This window comes from Protofrankia sp. Cas4 (assembly GCF_963555915.1).
Classification (GTDB): Bacteria; Actinomycetota; Actinomycetes; order Frankiales; family Frankiaceae; genus Protofrankia.
Map to the genome: position 1 here is coordinate 1 of NZ_CAUVXL010000239.1, position 18,503 is coordinate 18,503.

The window sequence follows — 18,503 nt, forward strand, 5'->3', positions numbered from 1 at the left end:
CGGCCCGCCACGGCTCGAAAGTGACGCGTGGGCTGCTCGACGTGCCCGCCACGGTTCGCGGGATGGTCGTGGAAGCCGCCTGGCTGGCAACCCATGTCGCCTTCTATCCGGTCGGGGTCCTCTCGGAAAAACTGCGTGAACCCGCCGACCGCTACACCCTCGAAGGGCTCTCACCGCTGCGCCGCGGCCTTCTCGTCGGCGACATCGAGGCTGCGAGCACGCCGATCCTGCTGGTACACGGCCTGATCGACAACAGGTCCATCTTCACCCGGCTACACCGATCGCTGCGCCGACGCGGCTTCGGACACGTCGCAACGGTGAACCTGCCTCTGTTCACCTCGGACATACCGACAGCGGCCAGCCGGCTTGCCACGATAGTCGAAACAATGTGCGAACAGACCGGGTGTGGGCGCATACACATCGTCGCCCACTCACTCGGCGGCCTCGTTGCACGCTACTACGTCCAGAAACTGGGCGGCGACATACGCGTCCACACGCTCGTGACGCTGGGAACTCCGCACGAAGGCACCCGTCTTGCTCGGGTGGTCCCCCCGATGGTGCCGTACACCCTGCTGCGTCAGCTACGCCCCGATTCGGATGTGATCCGGGAACTGGCCGAACCAGCTCCGGGTTGCCAAACGCGTTTCCTGGCGTTTTCCGGCGATCTGGACACGGTGATCCGCCCGACCGAGTCAGCCCTTCTTCACCATCCGGACCTCAGCGTCCGCAATGTTCGCCTTCCCGGCGTCGGCCATCATTCGCTCCCGTTCAACCTCGACGTCGTCCATCAGATTGCGACCATGCTGGCCCATCTCGACGATGCCGCGGAACATCCCACCGCCGGCCAGGACAGCCAAAAAAGGAATCTTCCCGAGGCGGCGGCACGGACCGAAGCGCTGTAAGAGCGCCCGGCAACCGGGGCGTGGATCAGGGATCGGGGCCAGAACCCATCCGACATGATCGAATTGCGACGCCCACGACTGCGATGAAAAAGACCTACATTACACCTACCACTGCGACGCCTGCCTGGTCGGGGGTGGCGGCAAAGTCCGGTTTGGCCGGTGTAGCGTCGTAATCGGTTTGCGGGATCCCCCCTCCTGCCGCGTGGTGCCGCGGCAGGAGCCTTGTCGACCAACAGGAGCGTGAGTCCGGGTTGTCGCAACCCCCTGCCCACGGCTCCGCACGGCACCGCGGCCACGGCACGCCTGCAAGGCGTGGGATCCCGTTGAGCCTCGGCCGGCGGGCGGCGTCACTGGCGCAGCTACGCCGCACCGGCGTTGCCTCGGCCGTCGTGTCCACCCTGGGCATCGCCATGGTCAACACAACCGGCATCGCGCACTCCGAACCGCCAGCCGTCGCCCAGCTCGGGATCGCCGGGACGGTTTCTGCGGGGTCGGCCGCCGGCCCGACCGGGACCGACGACCTGAGCGACCCGACCCTCGTAGGCCAGGTTGACAGCGACGGCGCAGCCATGCAACGCCGGGCGGAGACGGACCGAGTCGACCGCGACGAGGCGCTGGCCCAGTTGTCCATCCTGCTCGTGCAACGGCGAAATGCCGCCGAGCAGACCACGCGCAAACAGGACGAGACGCTGGGTTGGGTGCGCCCTATCGAGGCCTACCTCACCCAGCGGTTCGGCGGCGCCAACGGCCACCCAGGAATTGATCTCGGCGCCGCCCTTGGCACCCGGATTGTCGCCGCCCATGGTGGCACAGTCATCTATGCGGGATGGGAGTCCGGCTACGGCAACTTCGTACAGATCCTGCACGAGAACAAGATCGTAACCTGCTACGGCCACCTGTCACGCATCGACGTTCGGGTCGGCCAGGTCGTCACCACCGGCCAGCAGATCGGCCTGGAAGGTTCAACCGGCCACTCCACCGGCCCACACCTGCACTTCGAGGTCCGGCTCAATGGACAGGACGGCATCAAGATCGATCCGCTGGCCTGGCTCGCCGAACACGGCGTGACCTATTGAGCGACAGATTCCAGCGACGCCCATGATGGCCACCGCCGACCCTCAGAGCTTTTCAACAGGGGCGTAGCGCAGGAGCAGCCGCTTGGTCCCCGTTCCGTCTCCGAAGTCGATGCTTGCCTCGAGATTGTCACCGGACCCCGCCATCGCGACGACCTGACCCATGCCAAACGTGTCATGGTTGACCCGGTCACCCGTGGCAAGATCGGGCATCGGGCGTGGAACCGGCGCCGGACGGCGTCCGGGCAGGCCACCGGCCTTCGCCGTCGACGACCCGGCGGATGCCGAGCCCCACATCGACGCCCGCGGCGCGGCCACCGGCGACGGCGGCCGGGTGCTGCCCTGCCAGTTGACCAGCTCCGTCGGCACCTCGTCGAGAAAACGCGACGGCGGGTTGTACGCCGGCTGGCCCCAGGCGCTGCGAACGTGCGCCCGCGTCAGATACAGCATCGCCCGGGCTCGGGTGATGCCGACATAGGCGAGGCGACGTTCCTCCTCCAGCTCGGTCGGGTTGCCCAGCGTGCGGATGTGCGGGAACATCCCGTCCTCCAACCCGGTCAGGAACACCACCGGGAACTCCAGTCCCTTGGCGCTGTGCAGGGTCATCAACGTGACGGCCCCGGTTCCGCCTTCCGCCGGATCGGGTATCTGGTCGACATCGGCCACCAGGGAGACCTGCGCAAGAAAGTCGGCGAGCGAACCCTGCGGGAAGCGTTCGGTGAACTCCCGGGCCACGCTGAGGAGTTCCTGGAGGTTCTCCACCCGGCCCTCAGCCTCGATGGTGTCCTGAGTAGTCAGTTCGGCGAGGTACCCGGTTCGTTCCAGGGCCGCCTCCAGCACCGCGACCGGACCGGCAGCCACGACCGCCCGAAGCTCGGAAAGAAGATCCACGAAACCACCGACCGCGGTTGCGGAGCGGGCGGTCAGGCCTGGGACCTCCGCCGCCCGGCTCAGGGCGTCGGCGAACGGAATCCGCTGCTGTTCGGCAAAGGTGGCCAGCGTTGTCTCGGCGCGGTCACCGATGCCCCGCTTGGGTACGTTGATGATGCGTCGCAGGTTCACCGTGTCCGCCGGATTGGCCACCACCCGCAGATAGGCGAGGAGATCCCGGACCTCCCGCCGTTCGTAGAAACGCACCCCACCGACCACCCGGTAGGGCAGCCCGACCCGCATGAACAGTTCTTCAAAGACACGGCTCTGGGCGTTGGTGCGGTAGAAGACGGCGACGTCACCCGGCCTGGCTGTTGCCGCGTCGGTGAGCCGATCAACCTCGGCGGCTACGAACGCGGCCTCGTCATGCTCACTGTCCGAGACGTAACCGACGATCTTCTCGCCGTCGCCGGCGTCCGACCACAGCCGTTTGGGCTTCCGCTGCCCGTTACGGGCGATCACCGCGTTGGCCGCCGACAGGATCGTCTGCGTGGAGCGGTAATTCTGCTCCAGCAGGACCACGGTCGCCTCGGGGTAGTCCTGCTCGAACTCGACGATGTTGCGGATGCTCGCGCCCCGGAAAGCGTAGATCGACTGATCGGCGTCACCCACCACGCACAACTCGGCCGGCTCCACACCATGATCGTCGGCGTCCGGACGGACCAGCTCGCCGTCCACGGTCCGGGGGGACGCGCGCCCGACCAGCTCCCGCACGAGCACGTACTGAGCATGGTTGGTGTCCTGGTACTCGTCTATGAGGACGTGCCGGAACCGGCGCCGGTAGTGCTCGGCGACGTCCGGGAAAGCCTGCAGCAGGTTCACGACGGCCATGATCAAATCGTCGAAGTCGAACGCGTTCGCCTCGGCAAGCCGGCGCTGGTAGCTGCCGTAGGCCTCGGCGGTGGCCCGCTCAAGATGATTGGCCGCCCTGTCCCGGGCGGTCTCCCAGTCGACCAGCTCGTTCTTGAGATTGCTGATCCCGGCGGCGAGCGCGCGGGGCGGATACCTCTTGGGATCGAGGTCCAGGTCGCGGGCGACCAACGCCATCAACCGCTGCGCATCCGCCGCATCATAGATCGAGAAGCTGCTGGTGAACCCGAGACGCGTTGCTTCCGACCGCAGAATGCGCACGCAGGCCGAATGAAAGGTACTGACCCACATCGCCCGCGTCCGAGCGCCGACCAGGGCGGTGACCCGCTCCTTCATCTCGTTCGCGGCCTTGTTGGTGAACGTGATCGCAAGAATCTCACCGGCGCGGACCCCGCGTGCGGCCAGCAGGTAGGCGATCCGGTTCGTGAGCACCCGCGTCTTGCCCGACCCCGCGCCCGCCACCACGAGCAACGGCGAACCGGCATGGACGACCGCGGCCCGCTGCTGCGGGTTCAGGCCCTCCAGCAGAAGATCGGGATCGAGGTGCGCGGCCGGGCGACCCCCCGGCCCACCCGGGTCAAAGCCGACATCGGCGCCGGCATCCGAACCAGCATCGGAACCAGCATTGGAACCAGCATGGTCGAAGTCGGCGTACGGACCACCGAATAGGGTACTCATAGTGAATCGATCATACGTTCGACGTCCGACAGTTCTGGCAACGATGCACACTCAACACCCTACGAGGCGCCGGCCGGCCTCACGACAGGGCGTAGTGCGGATCGGCGTCCGGTCCGATCCGACGCCCGGACGATACCGGAATCGATCAACCGCGCGAGCAGGTGGCCGGCCGCCGGGATCAGGACGATCACGGATGGTCGGTTTGACGACCATCGGCATGCGCGAGCATCCTAGGAAGGTGGCGCAGCATCTTATGATCATTTTTGAGGCGTGCGAGCCCGTCTGACGAATCCAGCACTCCGGGTCCGCGCGCCTTGCCCTCCTGCCGTTCCGGCGGGGGGCTTTTTTGTTGCCGCGGCCACTGCGGAAGGTGGCCGCCGAGCCATCGGGAGAGCAGCGATGAGCCGACCAGCCGTCACCCAGGCCCCGACCACCACCGACGATGCCGATACCGACGCCCCGTCAAGACCCGGCCCGCCCGTAGCCGACCAGCACGCCGGCTGGTCGGCCGTCGACCGGGCCCGCGTCGATCCCGCCGACATCGATGTCGACCGGGCCGCGGCGGTCCTGGCCGGGGTCGCCCGACGCACCCGGGTAGTGCGCGGTACGCACCTGTCCCGGCTGACCGGCATGCCGGTCTGGTTCAAGTGCGAGAACGAACAGCGCACCGCCTCGTTCAAGGTGCGTGGCGCCTTCACCCGGATCGCCCTTGCCGACCCTGACGTGCGCGCCCGTGGCGTGGTCGCGGCCAGCGCTGGGAACCACGCCCAGGGCGTGGCCTACGCGGCGGCCCGCTTTGATGTCCCCGCGACAATCTTCGTTCCGGCGGAGGCGAATACGACCAAGATTGCGCGAACCCGGCGATTCGGCGCTCGCGTCGAGCTCGTTTCCGGTGGCGTCGACGCCGCTCTGCTTGCCGCGGAGGCGGCTGCGCACGAACTCGGTGGCCTGCTCGTACACCCCTTCGACGACCCGTTGGTAATCGCCGGTCAGGGCACGATCGGGCTCGAGCTGATCGAGCAGCTACCCGGGCTGCGTACGGTTCTGGTCAGCGTCGGCGGCGGCGGGCTGATCGCGGGCATCGCCACGGCACTGCGCCGGCGCCGGGCCGATGTGCGGGTGATCGGTGTCCAGGCGGCGGGCGCTCCGGCATTCGCCCGCTCCTGGCGCTGCGGGCAGCGGCTGCGGGTAGCGGCGACGACAGTCGCGGACGGCATGGCTGTGAAGAGTCCGGGCACGCTGACCCTGGCTCTCGCCTCGAATCTGGTGGATGACATGGTCACGGTGGACGAGGAGGCGTTCTGGGAGGCGATGGTGCTGCTTGCCCGTGCCGATGGCCAACTGGTCGAGCCCGCCGGCGCCGCCGGGGTTGCGGCGCTGCTGCGTCATCCGGGCCTCGCGCAGGGCCCGACCGCGGTGGTCCTCTCTGGTGGAAACATCGACCAGGTGACCGCCACCCGCGTGCGGACTCTGGCGGCCGAGTCCCTGCAGACGCCCGCAGCCTGAACGAGCCGCACCGGCTGAACCGGCTGAACCCGGACACACCGCGCTCGGCGCGCTCGGCGCGCTACTCCCACTCGATGGTGCCGGGAGGCTTCGAGGTGATGTCGTACACCACCCGGTTCACCTGGGCGACCTCGTTGACCACCCGGTTGGAGATGCGTTCGAGCAGTTCGTAGGGCAACCGAGCCCAGTCGGCGGTCATCGCGTCCTCGCTGGTGACCGCACGCAGGACCACCGGGTGCCCGTAGGTGCGCTCGTCCCCCTGCACCCCCACCGAGCGGACATCAGCCAGCAGCACCGCGAACACCTGCCAGATCTCACGGTCCAGCCCGGCACGATGGATCTCCGCGCGCACGATCGCATCCGCGGCCCGCAGCGCCTCCAAGCGCTCCAGGGTGACCTCACCGATGATCCGGACAGCAAGGCCCGGCCCGGGGAAGGGCTGTCGCCAGACGATTTCTTCGGGCAGCCCGAGCTCCTCGCCGAGCCGACGGACCTCATCCTTGAACAGCATGCGCAACGGCTCCACGAGGTTGAAGCGCAGATCGTCGGGAAGCCCACCCACATTGTGGTGCGACTTGATCTTCGCTGCGGTCGGTGAGCCGGACTCGATGACATCCGGGTACAAGGTCCCCTGTACGAGAAACTCGATCTGAGCTCCCTCGATCTCGGCCCGCGCCTCAAGCTCGCGGGCCGCGCCCTCGAAGACCCGGATGAACTCCCGACCAATGATCTTGCGCTTGCGTTCGGGGTCGGTGACACCGGCAAGCGCGGCGGCAAACCGGTCGGCTGCCTTCACATGGACCAGCTCGACCCCGGTCGAGGCGACGAAGTCGGTCTCCACCTGTTCAGCCTCGCCCGCCCGCAACAACCCGTGATCGACGAACACGCAGGTCAACTGATCACCTACCGCCCGGTGCACGACGGCCGCCGCCACCGCCGAATCCACCCCGCCGGACAGTCCGCAGATCGCCCGGGCAGCACCGACCTGGGCGCGCACCGCCGCCACCGCCTCGTCCGCGATGTTGAGCATGGTCCAGTTCGGTCGGCACCCGGCACCGGCGAACAGGAAGTGCCGCAGGATGTCCAGGCCCCAGTCGGTATGCACGACCTCCGGGTGAAACTGGACGCCGAACAGCCGCCGCTCGGTGTTCTCGAAAGCCGCGACCGGGGTCGACCGGGTGGCCGCGGTCACCACGAAACCCGGCGGCGCAGCCGTCACCGAGTCACCGTGGGACATCCACACCTGCTGGGCAACCGGCAGATCCGCGAACAGGACGCCCGGTGCCGCGACCGCGAGCCGGGTCGCGCCGTACTCCGCCGTACCCGTGCGCGCGACGGTCCCAGCCAGCGCATGCGCCATCACCTGATGGCCGTAGCAGATGCCCAGCACGGGGATGCCGGCACGAAACAGGGCCGGATCCACCTCCAGGGCACCCGGGGAGTACACCGACTTCGGCCCGCCCGACAGAATGACCGCGGCGGGACGCCGGGCAACGATCTCTTCGACCGGAAGGTCCCACCGCACGATCTCCGAATACACGTGGCACTCGCGGACCCGCCTGGCGATGAGCTGAGCATACTGGGCACCGAAGTCCACGACCAGAACCCGGTCGTGGACGGAATGGGATCCCGAATCGGTACCGGTCGAACGTCCGGCGGGCTGCGGGGCTGCGGTGTTCACGGCGCCAGCCTACGAAGCCGGCAGACCGAAAGCCGGGCGATCATGGCTCTTTTCCCACGGCCGGCGGCACGGGACACCGCCCAGGGTAGCCGCAGGTGTCACAAGCGTACCACGGACTGTGACACAACTGTGGTACCGCGACGACGGGGAACCATCGTCCGAGTAGCCTGAGCGATCGTCACGATCCCGGCATTCATCAGTGCCATCAAGCCGTGTCCGCCCGGCCACCCATAGGTTCGGCGAGAAGGGCGTCGGCCGCATCGAGTCGGAACTGGACAACAGTTCCCCGGTCTCCGGCGGCGCCGAAAGAACCATGATCGGATCTTCTTTGGGCGGCTAACCTAGGGTAGGCGTCTTTCGGGCCGCCTGTCCGTACCGCTAAGGTGCCAGTCGAGGGACATCCGGACCCGATACCGAGCCATCCTGGTACGACGTGTTCCGGGAGGCTGGCGGAGAGGTTGCGAAGGTACGTGCGCAGACAACCGATAGCCAGCAAGGGCGTCGACGCGCCCACGGCATCCCAGGTGACGCCGGAGGAACCCGCCGACGGTGGCGGGCATCGCGTCGACGCGGCCGCCATTGCGCTGCCGGGACCCGGCGGCCTACGGCGGATAGCGGCGAACCTTGCCACTCCGTCGAACTGGCGGGTCCGGACCAAACTGATCGCGATTCTCGCCGTCCCAATGATCGCCATCCTGGTCAACGCCTCCCTGGGTGCCAATACCGTCCTTAGCAGCACGCGGGAGATCAACCGGGTCCGGGACATGATCCAGATCGCTCGCGGCGCCACCACCCTCGTGTTCGAGTTGGAGCGGGAACGTACCTACACGGTCGGATATGTCGCGAGCTCGGGACAACAGCGTTCCCTCGATGCGGTCAAAGCGGCACAGACACGGGTCGACCAGGCGGCCAGAGACTACGATGACGCCACCAGGGGACGCCAGAACGCCTTCAGCGACCAGACCCGGGCGGCAATCGCATCAGCAGCCAACCGGCTTTCCCGACGAGAGAATGTGCGCGCGACAGCGCTGACCATCGCCTCGCCAAACTCCGTCGAGGTGGCCTATACGGCCATGATCAACAGTCTTGTCAACCTGGTCGCACTCATTCCACAGGGTCAGGACGACGGGTCGCTGCTCGCGGACGTGGTAGCCACCGACGCGATTGTGCGCTCCGGAGAGCTCCTGGCTGCCCAACAGGCGCTGATCTACGGCGTTCTACAGAAACAGCAGTTCGACAGCAGCGACTATCGCACGTTCGTCGGGTTCGGCACCGAGCGAGAGAGCCAGATTTCTCGCTTCGAGGGCACGGCCACCCGCCCGCAAAGCGACCTGTACCGCACAACCGTCGCCGGTCAGGACGTGTCCCAGGCCAGCGATGACGCGCAGACAGTCCTTACGGGACGAATCGGGCAAACCCCCGATATGGACGCCCAAAAATGGCTGCGGTCAACCCAGCAGACGATGGACCTCAACCGCAAAGTCACCACCTCGCTCCTCAACGACACCGACAACCGAGGCCAAACACTTCGTTCGACTATTCAGCGCAAGGCGCTGGTGTCCGGCCTGCTCATCGTTCTCATCTTGGCCACCGCACTCCTCGCGGCAATGGTCGTGGCCCGCTCCCTGGTGCGTCCGCTGCTCGGATTGCGTGCGGCTGCCCTCGACATCGCGGGACACCGCCTACCTGAGGCCGTCCGCCGCCTGCGCGACTCCACCGAACAGGACATCGACCCCGACATCCAGCCGGTCGGTATCGACACCGAGGAGGAAATCGGTGAAGTCGCCCGTGCGTTCGACGAGGTACACCGGGAAGCCATTCGTCTCGCCTCCGAACAGGCGGTTCTGCGGAACAACGTCAACGCGATGTTCGTCAACCTGTCCCGACGAAGCCAGGGTCTGGTCGAACGGCAGCTGCGGCTGATCGACGATCTGGAGAACCGGGAGCAGGACCCCGACCAGTTGTCCAACCTGTTCAAGCTCGACCACCTCGCCACCCGTATGCGCCGGAACAACGAAAGCCTGCTGGTCCTCGCCGGCACCGACACCGCCCGCCGATGGACCCACCCCGTCCCGCTCAACGAGGTCGTCCTCGCCGCCATCTCCGAGGTCGAGCAGTACACGAGGGTGAAGCAGTCGGCTGCGGCTCCAGTCTCGATCGCCGGACACGCGGTGAGCGACGTCGTGCACCTCATCGCCGAGCTGCTGGAAAACGCGACCTCGTTCTCGCCACCGGCCACAGAGGTGCTGGTCACCAGCCACTCGCTCGGCCCCGGCGCGGGAGCAATGATCGAAATCGAGGACCGCGGCATCGGCATGCCGGCCAAGGATCTCGAACGCATCAACGACCGCTTGGCCAATCCACCGGTCGTCGACGTGTCCGTATCCCGGACGATGGGTCTGTTCGCGGTAGGTCGGCTGGCCACCCGACATGGCATTCGGGTCCAGCTGCGGGAATCGACGTCCGGCGGCATAACCGCCGTGGTACGGCTACCAGCCAAGGTTGTCGCCGGTGACGCGTCGTCAACCGCCCCTGCGCGGCCCACAGCCAGCGTCGGCGGCGGCCGTACATCGGCTGGCAACCGACCGGCACTCGACAGCGGCTTTCCCGCCGCCATAGCCAACGACAACGCAATGGCGGCCGGTAACTCCAGCACCAACGGCAGCTCCATGACGAACGGGACCACGCCGTCCAACGGTGGCGCATTCTCCAACGGTGGTTCGCACTTCAACGGGCACGCCCCCTTGAACGGCAGCGGCCCCTTGAACGGCAGCGGCCCGTTGCACGGCAGCGGCCCGTTGCACGGCAGCGGCCCGGGACCTGCCGAGGCGCCACCGGGATTCACCTCCGTTCCGCCCTCGGCGACGCCGAACATGAACACAGCCCGCGGCGACCAGAGCTGGGGACGCCGTACCGGGACCGACGGCGCACCGACCGACGGCGCGTTCAGGCCGCAGGGAGGCGACAGGTTCGCCGCCAGGCCCGGCAGCTTCGGGCCTGCGGAACTGGAGCCGGGCGGCCGGTTCGGCGGTACTGGTCCGCACGATGTCACCACCGGCAACCGGCCGGGCGTCGACTCCCCATTCGCGGCCGGACCGGCCAGCAACAACTATGAGATCCCCCGCGGGCCGGGCACGCCACGATGGCCGAGCCCGTCCGATACCGGACCAACAAGCACCGGCCCCGGCGGTACCGGCCCGATCGGGCTCGAACCGTTCAACACCGGCCCGATCGGGCTCGAACCGTTCAACACCGGCCCGATCGGGCTCGAACCGTTCAACAGTGGACCGTTCAACACCGGCCCGATCGGAACCGGCCCGATCGAGGTCGAGCCGTTCAACACCGGACCGATCGGCATGAGTCCCGACCTCGAGACGTCGGGACTCGGGGCTCGCGCCGTCCCGGACACTGCATGGGCCACCCCGACGACGGGTCCCGAGCCCATTTTCGACCGGACTGCCTCGGCATCCGATGCATACGGCACCGATCGCTCGCACGGTGCCCTGCCCGTGAACAGCGATCCGTCTGACGATCTCGGCCCAGGCCGGAGTCACGACCCGTTGGACGATCCGTCCAACGTCTGGATGAACGAGTCAGAGGAGCAGGAACAGGAGCAGGATCGGGAGGCGGACGACGCCGACACAACTCCGATCTTCGACTCGGTCTCGGCCTGGTTCCAACGACGCTCCCCCGCACCGCCGCTCCCGACCCGGCGTGCCGCGCCGCAGTCCCCGCTGCGCCGGCCAGGGCCGACGATCCACCGTGGTCCCGCAATCCAGCGTGGTGACTCACGCCCGCCGGAGTCATCGGGCCGTCCCGGCGGACGCGGTGCCACGATTGCCGGCGGCGACAGCACACGTCCCGCTCCGGCGTCGTCCTTCCCGCCCCCGGGCCACATTCCGGCACCGGCCAGCGGCCAGGACATACCGGCCCCTGACCTACCGGCGCGCGCGGGTGCCGGTAGGGCTGGTCCCCCGGCCTACTCGCCAGGACCGATGTCGAGCCCGGTGGCTGCCGGTGCCGGTGTCAGTACCGGCAATGCCACGACGGCCTCCGCCAGCGCGGACGCAATGTCATGGTCCTCCGCTGGTGACGCCGGTTGGCAGGCTGCCGAGGCGACCCGCCAACCCACTCCCGGCGGGACGACTCGCGCTGGTCTGCCGTTGCGGGTCCCGATGACCAACCTCGTACCGGGCAGCGCCGAACCCGGACCACGACGTCGCCCACCGGAGGCACCCATCCGGTCTCCCGAAGCAGTCGGTGGCCGGCTTGCCAGCTTCTACCAAGGTGTTCGGCAAGGGCGCGACGTCATCAACGACGCCGCCCCCACCCATCGTCGGGACACCCAGGAGGACATGTGACGCCCATGAGCTCAGACGCACAGAACCTCAACTGGTTGATCAATAACTTTGTTGAGAGAGTACCCGGTGTCGCGCATACAGTGGTGGTCTCCGCGGATGGTCTGCTCCTGGCCGTATCGGACGGATTCCCGCGCGACCGTGCGGACCAGTTGGCAGCCGTCGCCTCGGGTCTGGTGAGCCTGACCCAGGGTGCCGCTCGCGTCTTCGAAGCGGGCAACGTGACGCAGACGGTCGTCGAAATGGAGCACGGCTTTCTGTTCATCATGGCTATCAGCGACGGAGCGAGCATGGCGGTCCTTGCGGCACCATCGTGCGACATCGGACTTGTGGGGTATGAGATGGCACTGCTGGTAACCCGGGCCATGGACGTTCTGACGCCGGCGCTAAGGGCCGAGCTGCAGGGGATCCTTCCGCGGTGAACCGGCGGGAGCACAGGGGGTCAGGGTGAGCATCGATCCCGAGAATGCCCCCGGACCGGTTGTCCGCCCGTATGCGATGACCGGTGGTCGGACGCGCTCACGGTACGAACTTGCCATCGAGGCACTTGTCTTCACGACGACTCTCGGTGAAGATCGGGCACTTGACCTTGCCCTAGAGCAACAGACAATTGCCGCCATGTGCCGGCAGGTGCGATCGATCGCAGAGATCGCCGCCGGCCTGCGGGTTCCCCTCGGCGTCGCAAGGGTGTTGGTAGGCGACATGGCGGACGAAGGTTACGTCCGGGTACACCAGCAACCGGACCGCGACGAGGCGCCAGATCTCGCGCTGCTCGAAAGGGTTCTCAGTGGCCTTCGAAAACTCTGACCGCCGACGGGTCAACTCGTCCGTCGCCACGACATCAGTCAAGATTGTTGTTGCCGGCGGTTTCGGTGCCGGCAAGACGACCTTCGTGGGTTCGGTATCGGAGATTGTGCCCCTGCGCACCGAGGCTGTGATGACCGAAGCCGGGGCGCACGTCGACGACCTGACCCATCTGACCGACAAGACGACCACCACGGTCGCCATGGACTTCGGACGGGTCTCCCTGGATGATGACCTGATCCTGTATCTGTTCGGTACGCCGGGACAGTACCGTTTCTGGTTCATGTGGGACGACATCGTCCGCGGCGCGATCGGCGCCATCGTGCTGGCCGACACGCGGCGGCTCGCCGACTGTTTCGCCGCCGTTGACTACTTCGAACAGCGACAGCTGCCTTTCGTCGTCGGCGTGAACTGCTTCGACGGCATCCTGCGGCATTCCATGGACGATGTCCGGGAAGCCCTGCAGATCAACCAGGCCGTACCGATCATCACCTGCGACGCGCGGAACCGTGACTCGACGAAAAGCGCCCTGATCTCGGTGGTCGAGCACACCATGTCCCGAGCGGTGGCGCGGACCTGAACCCGGGTTCGCGTCCGGTCGAAGGCGACACGAGGCAATACTGGTCGAGTCGCCTTCGACCCGGGGACGCCACGGGTGGGTGCCGTCAAAAAGGTGCCGACCCTGTGCCGCATGGCCGTGGGAAAGGCTGGCCGGACGGCACGGAGCGGTAATCAGGCAGACGGTCAGTCAAACCGACGGCCGGACGGCGCCCGCCCGGTCAGCTGTACTGCTGCACCCTGTCCGACCCCGACACCATGTCACTGTTCGAGTCTTCACCGACGATGACAAGCTTGTAACCCTTGTCCTGCTCCTGGCGCCACTGACCGCCGACCAGAGGTGTCTTCGAGACATTCTTGGGGATGTTCACCAAGCTGCCGAAGGCAATCGGCCCTACGATCGTGTTCATGTGCAGCTTCCCGATGGCGGCCGCAAGCCCCGCCCGATCACCGAGGGAGCCGGCCTGAACGAGCGCCTCGGTGGCGACCTCGTAGAGCCCGTGGACGAAGCCAAGGGTCTGCAGCCACGGTTTGCCGGTCTTCGCGGTGAAGTCGTCCGCGAGTACCTGGGGGGTCGCTCCCGTCAACGAGCTGCGGAAACGGTGAGCGGGCGACCACCAGACCTCGGTGCCGAGGTTGTTCGCATTCGTTCCGAGATCCAGGACTGACGCCGGGAACAGCAACGCCTTCGCCACCGTAATAATCTTCGGTTTGAAGTCCTGCTTCGCGGCCTCGCGCCAGAACAAGGCAAAGTCCGACGCCGACATCACGCCGGTGAGGATCTCCACTCCCTTGGTCTTGAACTGGGCCACGATGGCGGAGAAATCCGTTGTACCGGCCGGTATGGGGGGTTGGGCGACCAGCGAGTAACCACGCGCGGAAATAGCTTGCGGAAAGGCTCCCGCGAACGCCCTGCCGTCAGGGTCGTCCGGCCACAGTGCGCCGACCTTCTTACTGGTTCCGACCTGCGCCCACATCCCCAGGTACACCTTGATCACATCCTCCAGGCCCCAGAAGAAGTGATAGGTCCACTTGAACGGCTTTGCCGGGTCACCACCGCGCCCGAAGAACCACGACTGCCACGGAGCCGCCGTGGAGATGCACGGTACCTCGTTCGCTTCGCACTGGTCCGCAACCGGGTTGACGGTGTCCAGCGTCGACCCGACCAGGACGACGTCCACGCCGTCGATGAAAATCAAGTCACTGGCCGCCTGAGCCGCCCTGGTCTCGTCAGACTGGCTGTCCCGGAAAAAGATGTCGACCGGGTAGGTCCGAGTACCGATGGTCAATCCACGCCGGTAGAAGGTGCGCATCGAATCGGTGACATACCTGTCTGCGACACCGAACGCGGCCAGCGCCCCGGTTTGCGGGCTCACATAGCCGATGCGGACGGACCTCTGCGCAGTCGATGCGCCGCCGCCGCCGCATGCGGCCAGCGGTAGTGCGGCAGCCGTCATTCCAGCCAGACCCAGCAACTTCCGGCGGTCGAGCGAACCACCGCCCCAACCATCCGGCCGGGCCGCGGCCACCCGACGCGGGCGGGTCGTGGCGTAGCCGCCAGAGTCCGAAAGGCTGCCAGGTCGTACCGGGTCAGCGCCGGTCACACGGTCAGATCCGAGCATGGGACCTGATCCTGCCGCACCCGGGTTGAAACCTGGGCACTGGGTCCCGGTCAACCCACCCACGGGAGATCCAAAGGGGTGTTTTTGTTCCATACATCGTGCATTGTCACCCGATGGTCCGTTGCACGGCCCGGCCAGGTAAGAGCGCCCCCTTGACAGGCTCTAGTTGATCGCGCACCACCGGTTCGTCCCGTCCTCGAATGTGAGGGCACCCACGTCCTTGCCTGCGTCGCCCTGTCGCACGCGATCGAAAAACAGGGCCTTGACGTCCTTGAGCGGACCGCCGGTGAACTGAACGTCGGCAAAGATCTGGGTGTCGGTACTCAGGCTGTTGCGGGTGATCGTGTAGGTACCCTGCTGGGCGTTCCAGATGTACGCCCCTCGCCCCATCGGAACCACAAGCTTGTCGGCGACCGCGGTCAGCGGCTTGAGGTCCGCGCTGTCCGCCTGGTAGCAGCGGTAGGCGCCGTCGATCAGCGCCTGGCCCGCCGCGGCATCCGGATTACTCGTCGTCGGCGTCAGCGACCCCCCAGGCCGCGAGGTGGCCGTCCCCGACGTCGGCGCCGTATCTGAATGACCATTCCCGCCGATCAACATGACGTAGGCGCCGATCGCGATGAGTGACACCACGACCGCGACGATCAGCGGGCCCACCCAGCCGTGTCGATAGCGCGCGAAGAACCCCGACGGATAGTCGCCGTGATCGTTCTCCTCGTCACCGTCGGCCTCGAAATCCGCATCAAGATCATAGTCGACGTCGTCAATCTGATCAGCATCGAAGCCGGTCCGACCGGTCGCGCCGGGCCGGTGGTTAAGACGGCTGGCGCCGCGCTTCGTGCCGACCGCCGCCCGACCGCTCGACGCCCGGCGGCTCTCCTTCGCCCCCGTTCGTGCCATGCCTGAGGTCGCGCCGGTCGACGACGCCCGTCCGGGGGATACTCGAGGTGGCGCCGCGCCGCCACGATCCACCTTCTTGCGGACCGTGGTGGATGGTTTCCAACCCCCGTCGTCCTCGTCACTTTCCGGCGCTGGCTCCACCCTTAGGGCCTCGGTCATCGCCGCCTCCGCCGACGGTCGGGACGAAAGCGCGGCCGGTGGCGCAACGTGGGACAGCAGGTCGTCGTCCCATGCGGAAACACCGGGCGAAGGGCGCGGCGCGCTGGCGAAGCCCGCCTCGCCCGGAACCCGCCCGGAAGGACCGTCCCGGTCCAGCTCAGGTGTTCCAATCGCGTGGGACGCTGACGAGGGCAGAGCCCGCGGCGGCGCGGTCAACGGCGGCGCGGTCAACGGCGGCGCGGTCAACGGCGGCGCGGTCAACGGCGGCGCGGTCAACGGCGGCGCGGTCGCGGCAGGCGTGGGCGCCGGGCCCAGCGCTGTCCGCGACGGCGTAAGCGGATCAACGCCCGGTGCGGCAGGACTCCAGTGAGCCGGCGGGAGGATCGCGGCACGGCCGCCGGCATCCCGCCGGCCGCCGGCGGCCGGCGAGGGCCCGCCCGGCGGGGCGTAGACGCGCTCGTCCGGGCCGGTACGACGGGGAACCTGCCGGGTGGGCGGATAGCCGGAATATCCTACTACCCGGCTTTCAACCCGATTCGCACCGCCGGTGTCGGCGGCCGGACCCACCCCCGCGGGGGCATCGCGGCCATCGGAACCACCGCGGGTGGATCCCAGGTAGCCCGAAGGATGGCGGCTGGCAAGCCCATAACCGTTCGTGCCCTGCGAAGGGCTCTGACTGTTCGACGCGCCATAATCGGTCGAGCCGCTATAGCTGTTCGACGCGCTATGGCCGTTCGAGCCGCCGTAGCCGTTCGACGCGCCGTAGCCGTTCGCCTGATGATCACCGGCGGAACCGTTCACGCCACCAACGGCCCCGCCTGTCGGCGGACCTCCGGAGCCGCCAGCCCCGTACCCACCGGATCCACGCCCCGCAGGAAAGCCGGCGGGGCCCCCGAACCCTCGGGGCGTCTGCGACCCGGTCGTCGGGTCGCCGGCCAGCCGATCGGCGAGCACGCCGGTGGTGCTTTCCGGCGACCGGTGTGCCGGTGGACTGAATGCGCCCTGACCACCGACGGGGAAGGGCGTCGGCCGGCTGTCGGCCGGCAGCCGGTTACGACCGGCATCGGCGACGCCGACACCATCGGAACGGCCGGGCCCGAAGCCGCGGGGGGTTCCAGGCTGACGCTGACCTGTATCGGGCTCCCAGCCAGCGCTCGGACCCGCAGGCGAGGACTGCGAGGAAGGATCGTCGCCGCGCTCGGATCGCCCGTTGTCAACGTTACCCACCGACAGGTCCCAGCGCCCATTCCGGTGCCCGCTGGGCGCGCCTCGCCCGGGATCGACCGGGGTCCGCGAGCCACCCGTCCACGGAATGTGATTATCTGGAGTCGGCGAGTCCTCAACGGCTGGGTACGTGGCGAACGCTGGTCGATCATGGGTGGAGGAGACATCGAACGGGTCGACCGGTGCCGGTGCCTGGGCCTGGGCCGGTCGCATGAACGAATCCGAGTCGGACCGCCCGCCGTGCTCCCGGGCCGATTGTCGGTCCGTCGAACCGGTGAGCTCCCAGGCTGACGCCCCGTCAGGCTGCTGGTAGGACCGGTCGTCAGCCTCGCCGACCCGCTCCACCGCGAAAAAGTCGTCCGTACGCCGCGCTGGGGCCTCAGTTCGCTCGGGTGGCCCGGTCACGGACCCACCCGTATCGCCGGGATCACCGGCCGTCGTCCGCGGACGCCACGTCTTGGCAACACCGTCCCAAACCCACGCGCCATCGTCGCTCAACCAGCGCCCGAAGTCGTCGGTGGGCATGTCCTGCCCCCCAGGTTAAGGGCGTATTTGCCCATGAAACGCGAAAAAACGGATGGACTCAGCATACACCAGCCTTCATCATCCGGCACTCGCACACTGGTCTGCGATCTCACGAACGACCCTGGTCGAGTCGGCGGAATTAACATTGTTGTTGAAGGCGAGATACCGATCCTCCGGGTAGGTGGCTTCCAGCTTCTCCAACGTGCACGTGCAGTATGTCCGCAGTCCCCCGCTGACCTGGACGCACTCATCCAGATAGGCCACACGCACCGGCTCGGAGTACCGCCGGGGCGATCCCACCGAGGGGCTCGCTGTAACCTTGACAGGTACCCTGATCGCGGTGTTCGTGCCATCCCGCCCAAAAACGAGCCACCCACCCAGCCCGAGCAGAAGCGCCAGAACCGCCGCTCCAGTGAGGAGTGCGGGACGCGGCAGCGATGTCACACCCGGCGGTAACCTGCCGGCGTTCCCGTCGGCCTCGCCGCTCGGCGGGTTGAACCGGGTTGGTCGGGCCCGCGCCGAGGAACGTCGCCGACGCCCCTGAGCACGCGTGCCGGCAGGCGGGATGCGGCTTCGGGCGCCGACATCCCCAACACCGTCAGCAGCGGGGTGTTCGTCGCGATCGCGTTCTGCAGGCTCCCATCCGGGGGCCGCCACCGCATGATCATCCAGACCGAACCGGACCGGACTCCATGCCATCTCCTGGCCGCTCGGTT

At 67.5% G+C, this 18,503-nt stretch carries 11 protein-coding genes and 1 pseudogene; 7 read left to right on the forward strand and 5 right to left on the reverse strand.

Annotation, left to right across the window (positions count from 1 at the left end; translation table 11 throughout):
* Nucleotides 1-902: esterase/lipase family protein (locus U9979_RS21425; RefSeq protein ID WP_322780764.1), on the forward strand; the 902-nt coding region annotated here is incomplete at its 5' end.
* Between the two features lie 323 nt (nucleotides 903-1,225).
* Nucleotides 1,226-1,978: a M23 family metallopeptidase gene (locus tag U9979_RS21430; protein WP_322747209.1), complete on the forward strand. Its 753-nt coding sequence runs from the start codon at nucleotides 1,226-1,228 to the stop codon at nucleotides 1,976-1,978.
* 42 nt (nucleotides 1,979-2,020) lie between these two features.
* Here U9979_RS21430 and pcrA read toward each other — a convergent pair whose 3' ends face one another.
* Nucleotides 2,021-4,453, reverse strand: coding sequence for a DNA helicase PcrA (gene pcrA, locus U9979_RS21435; protein WP_322780765.1), 2,433 nt, complete (start codon nucleotides 4,451-4,453; stop codon nucleotides 2,021-2,023).
* Nucleotides 4,454-4,852: 399 nt separating this feature from the next.
* Here pcrA and U9979_RS21440 point away from each other — a divergent pair, with 399 nt between their 5' ends.
* Nucleotides 4,853-5,959, forward strand: a complete 1,107-nt coding sequence (locus U9979_RS21440; RefSeq protein WP_322780766.1) for a threonine/serine dehydratase — start codon at nucleotides 4,853-4,855, stop codon at nucleotides 5,957-5,959.
* Nucleotides 5,960-6,020: 61 nt separating this feature from the next.
* Here the strand turns inward: U9979_RS21440 and guaA are convergent, their stop codons facing one another.
* Nucleotides 6,021-7,562 (reverse strand): glutamine-hydrolyzing GMP synthase, encoded by a 1,542-nt coding sequence (gene guaA, locus U9979_RS21445; protein ID WP_416210437.1) that lies wholly within the window; start codon nucleotides 7,560-7,562, stop codon nucleotides 6,021-6,023.
* 548 nt (nucleotides 7,563-8,110) lie between these two features.
* Between guaA and U9979_RS21450 the strand changes: the two genes are divergently transcribed.
* From U9979_RS21450 to U9979_RS21465, 4 genes are read left to right on the forward strand one after another with little or no spacing between them, the layout of a single operon-like run.
* Nucleotides 8,111-12,001, forward strand: coding sequence for a nitrate- and nitrite sensing domain-containing protein (locus tag U9979_RS21450; protein ID WP_322780767.1), 3,891 nt, complete (start codon nucleotides 8,111-8,113; stop codon nucleotides 11,999-12,001).
* Nucleotides 11,998-12,420, forward strand: a complete 423-nt coding sequence (locus tag U9979_RS21455; protein WP_255720431.1) for a roadblock/LC7 domain-containing protein — start codon at nucleotides 11,998-12,000, stop codon at nucleotides 12,418-12,420. The genes U9979_RS21450 and U9979_RS21455 overlap by 4 nt, the downstream gene beginning before the upstream one ends.
* Nucleotides 12,421-12,445: 25 nt before the next feature.
* A complete protein-coding gene (locus U9979_RS21460; protein WP_322747204.1) occupies nucleotides 12,446-12,805 on the forward strand; it encodes a DUF742 domain-containing protein in 360 nt (119 codons plus the stop codon).
* A complete protein-coding gene (locus U9979_RS21465) occupies nucleotides 12,786-13,382 on the forward strand; it encodes a GTP-binding protein (protein ID WP_322747203.1) in 597 nt (198 codons plus the stop codon). The genes U9979_RS21460 and U9979_RS21465 overlap by 20 nt, the downstream gene beginning before the upstream one ends.
* 199 nt (nucleotides 13,383-13,581) lie before the next feature.
* On the opposite strand, the gene U9979_RS21470 is transcribed toward U9979_RS21465, so the two are convergent.
* The 3 genes and pseudogenes from U9979_RS21470 to U9979_RS21480 form a co-directional block, all read right to left on the reverse strand.
* Complete coding sequence (locus U9979_RS21470; protein ID WP_322780768.1) at nucleotides 13,582-14,982, reverse strand: ABC transporter substrate-binding protein; 1,401 nt, start codon at nucleotides 14,980-14,982, stop codon at nucleotides 13,582-13,584.
* Nucleotides 14,983-15,144: 162 nt separating this feature from the next.
* Entirely contained in the window at nucleotides 15,145-17,787 is a 2,643-nt protein-coding gene (locus U9979_RS21475; RefSeq protein WP_322780769.1) for a hypothetical protein, read from the reverse strand.
* A 78-nt stretch (nucleotides 17,788-17,865) separates the two neighbouring features.
* Nucleotides 17,866-18,503: pseudogene (locus U9979_RS21480) on the reverse strand (hypothetical protein); the annotation flags it as partial.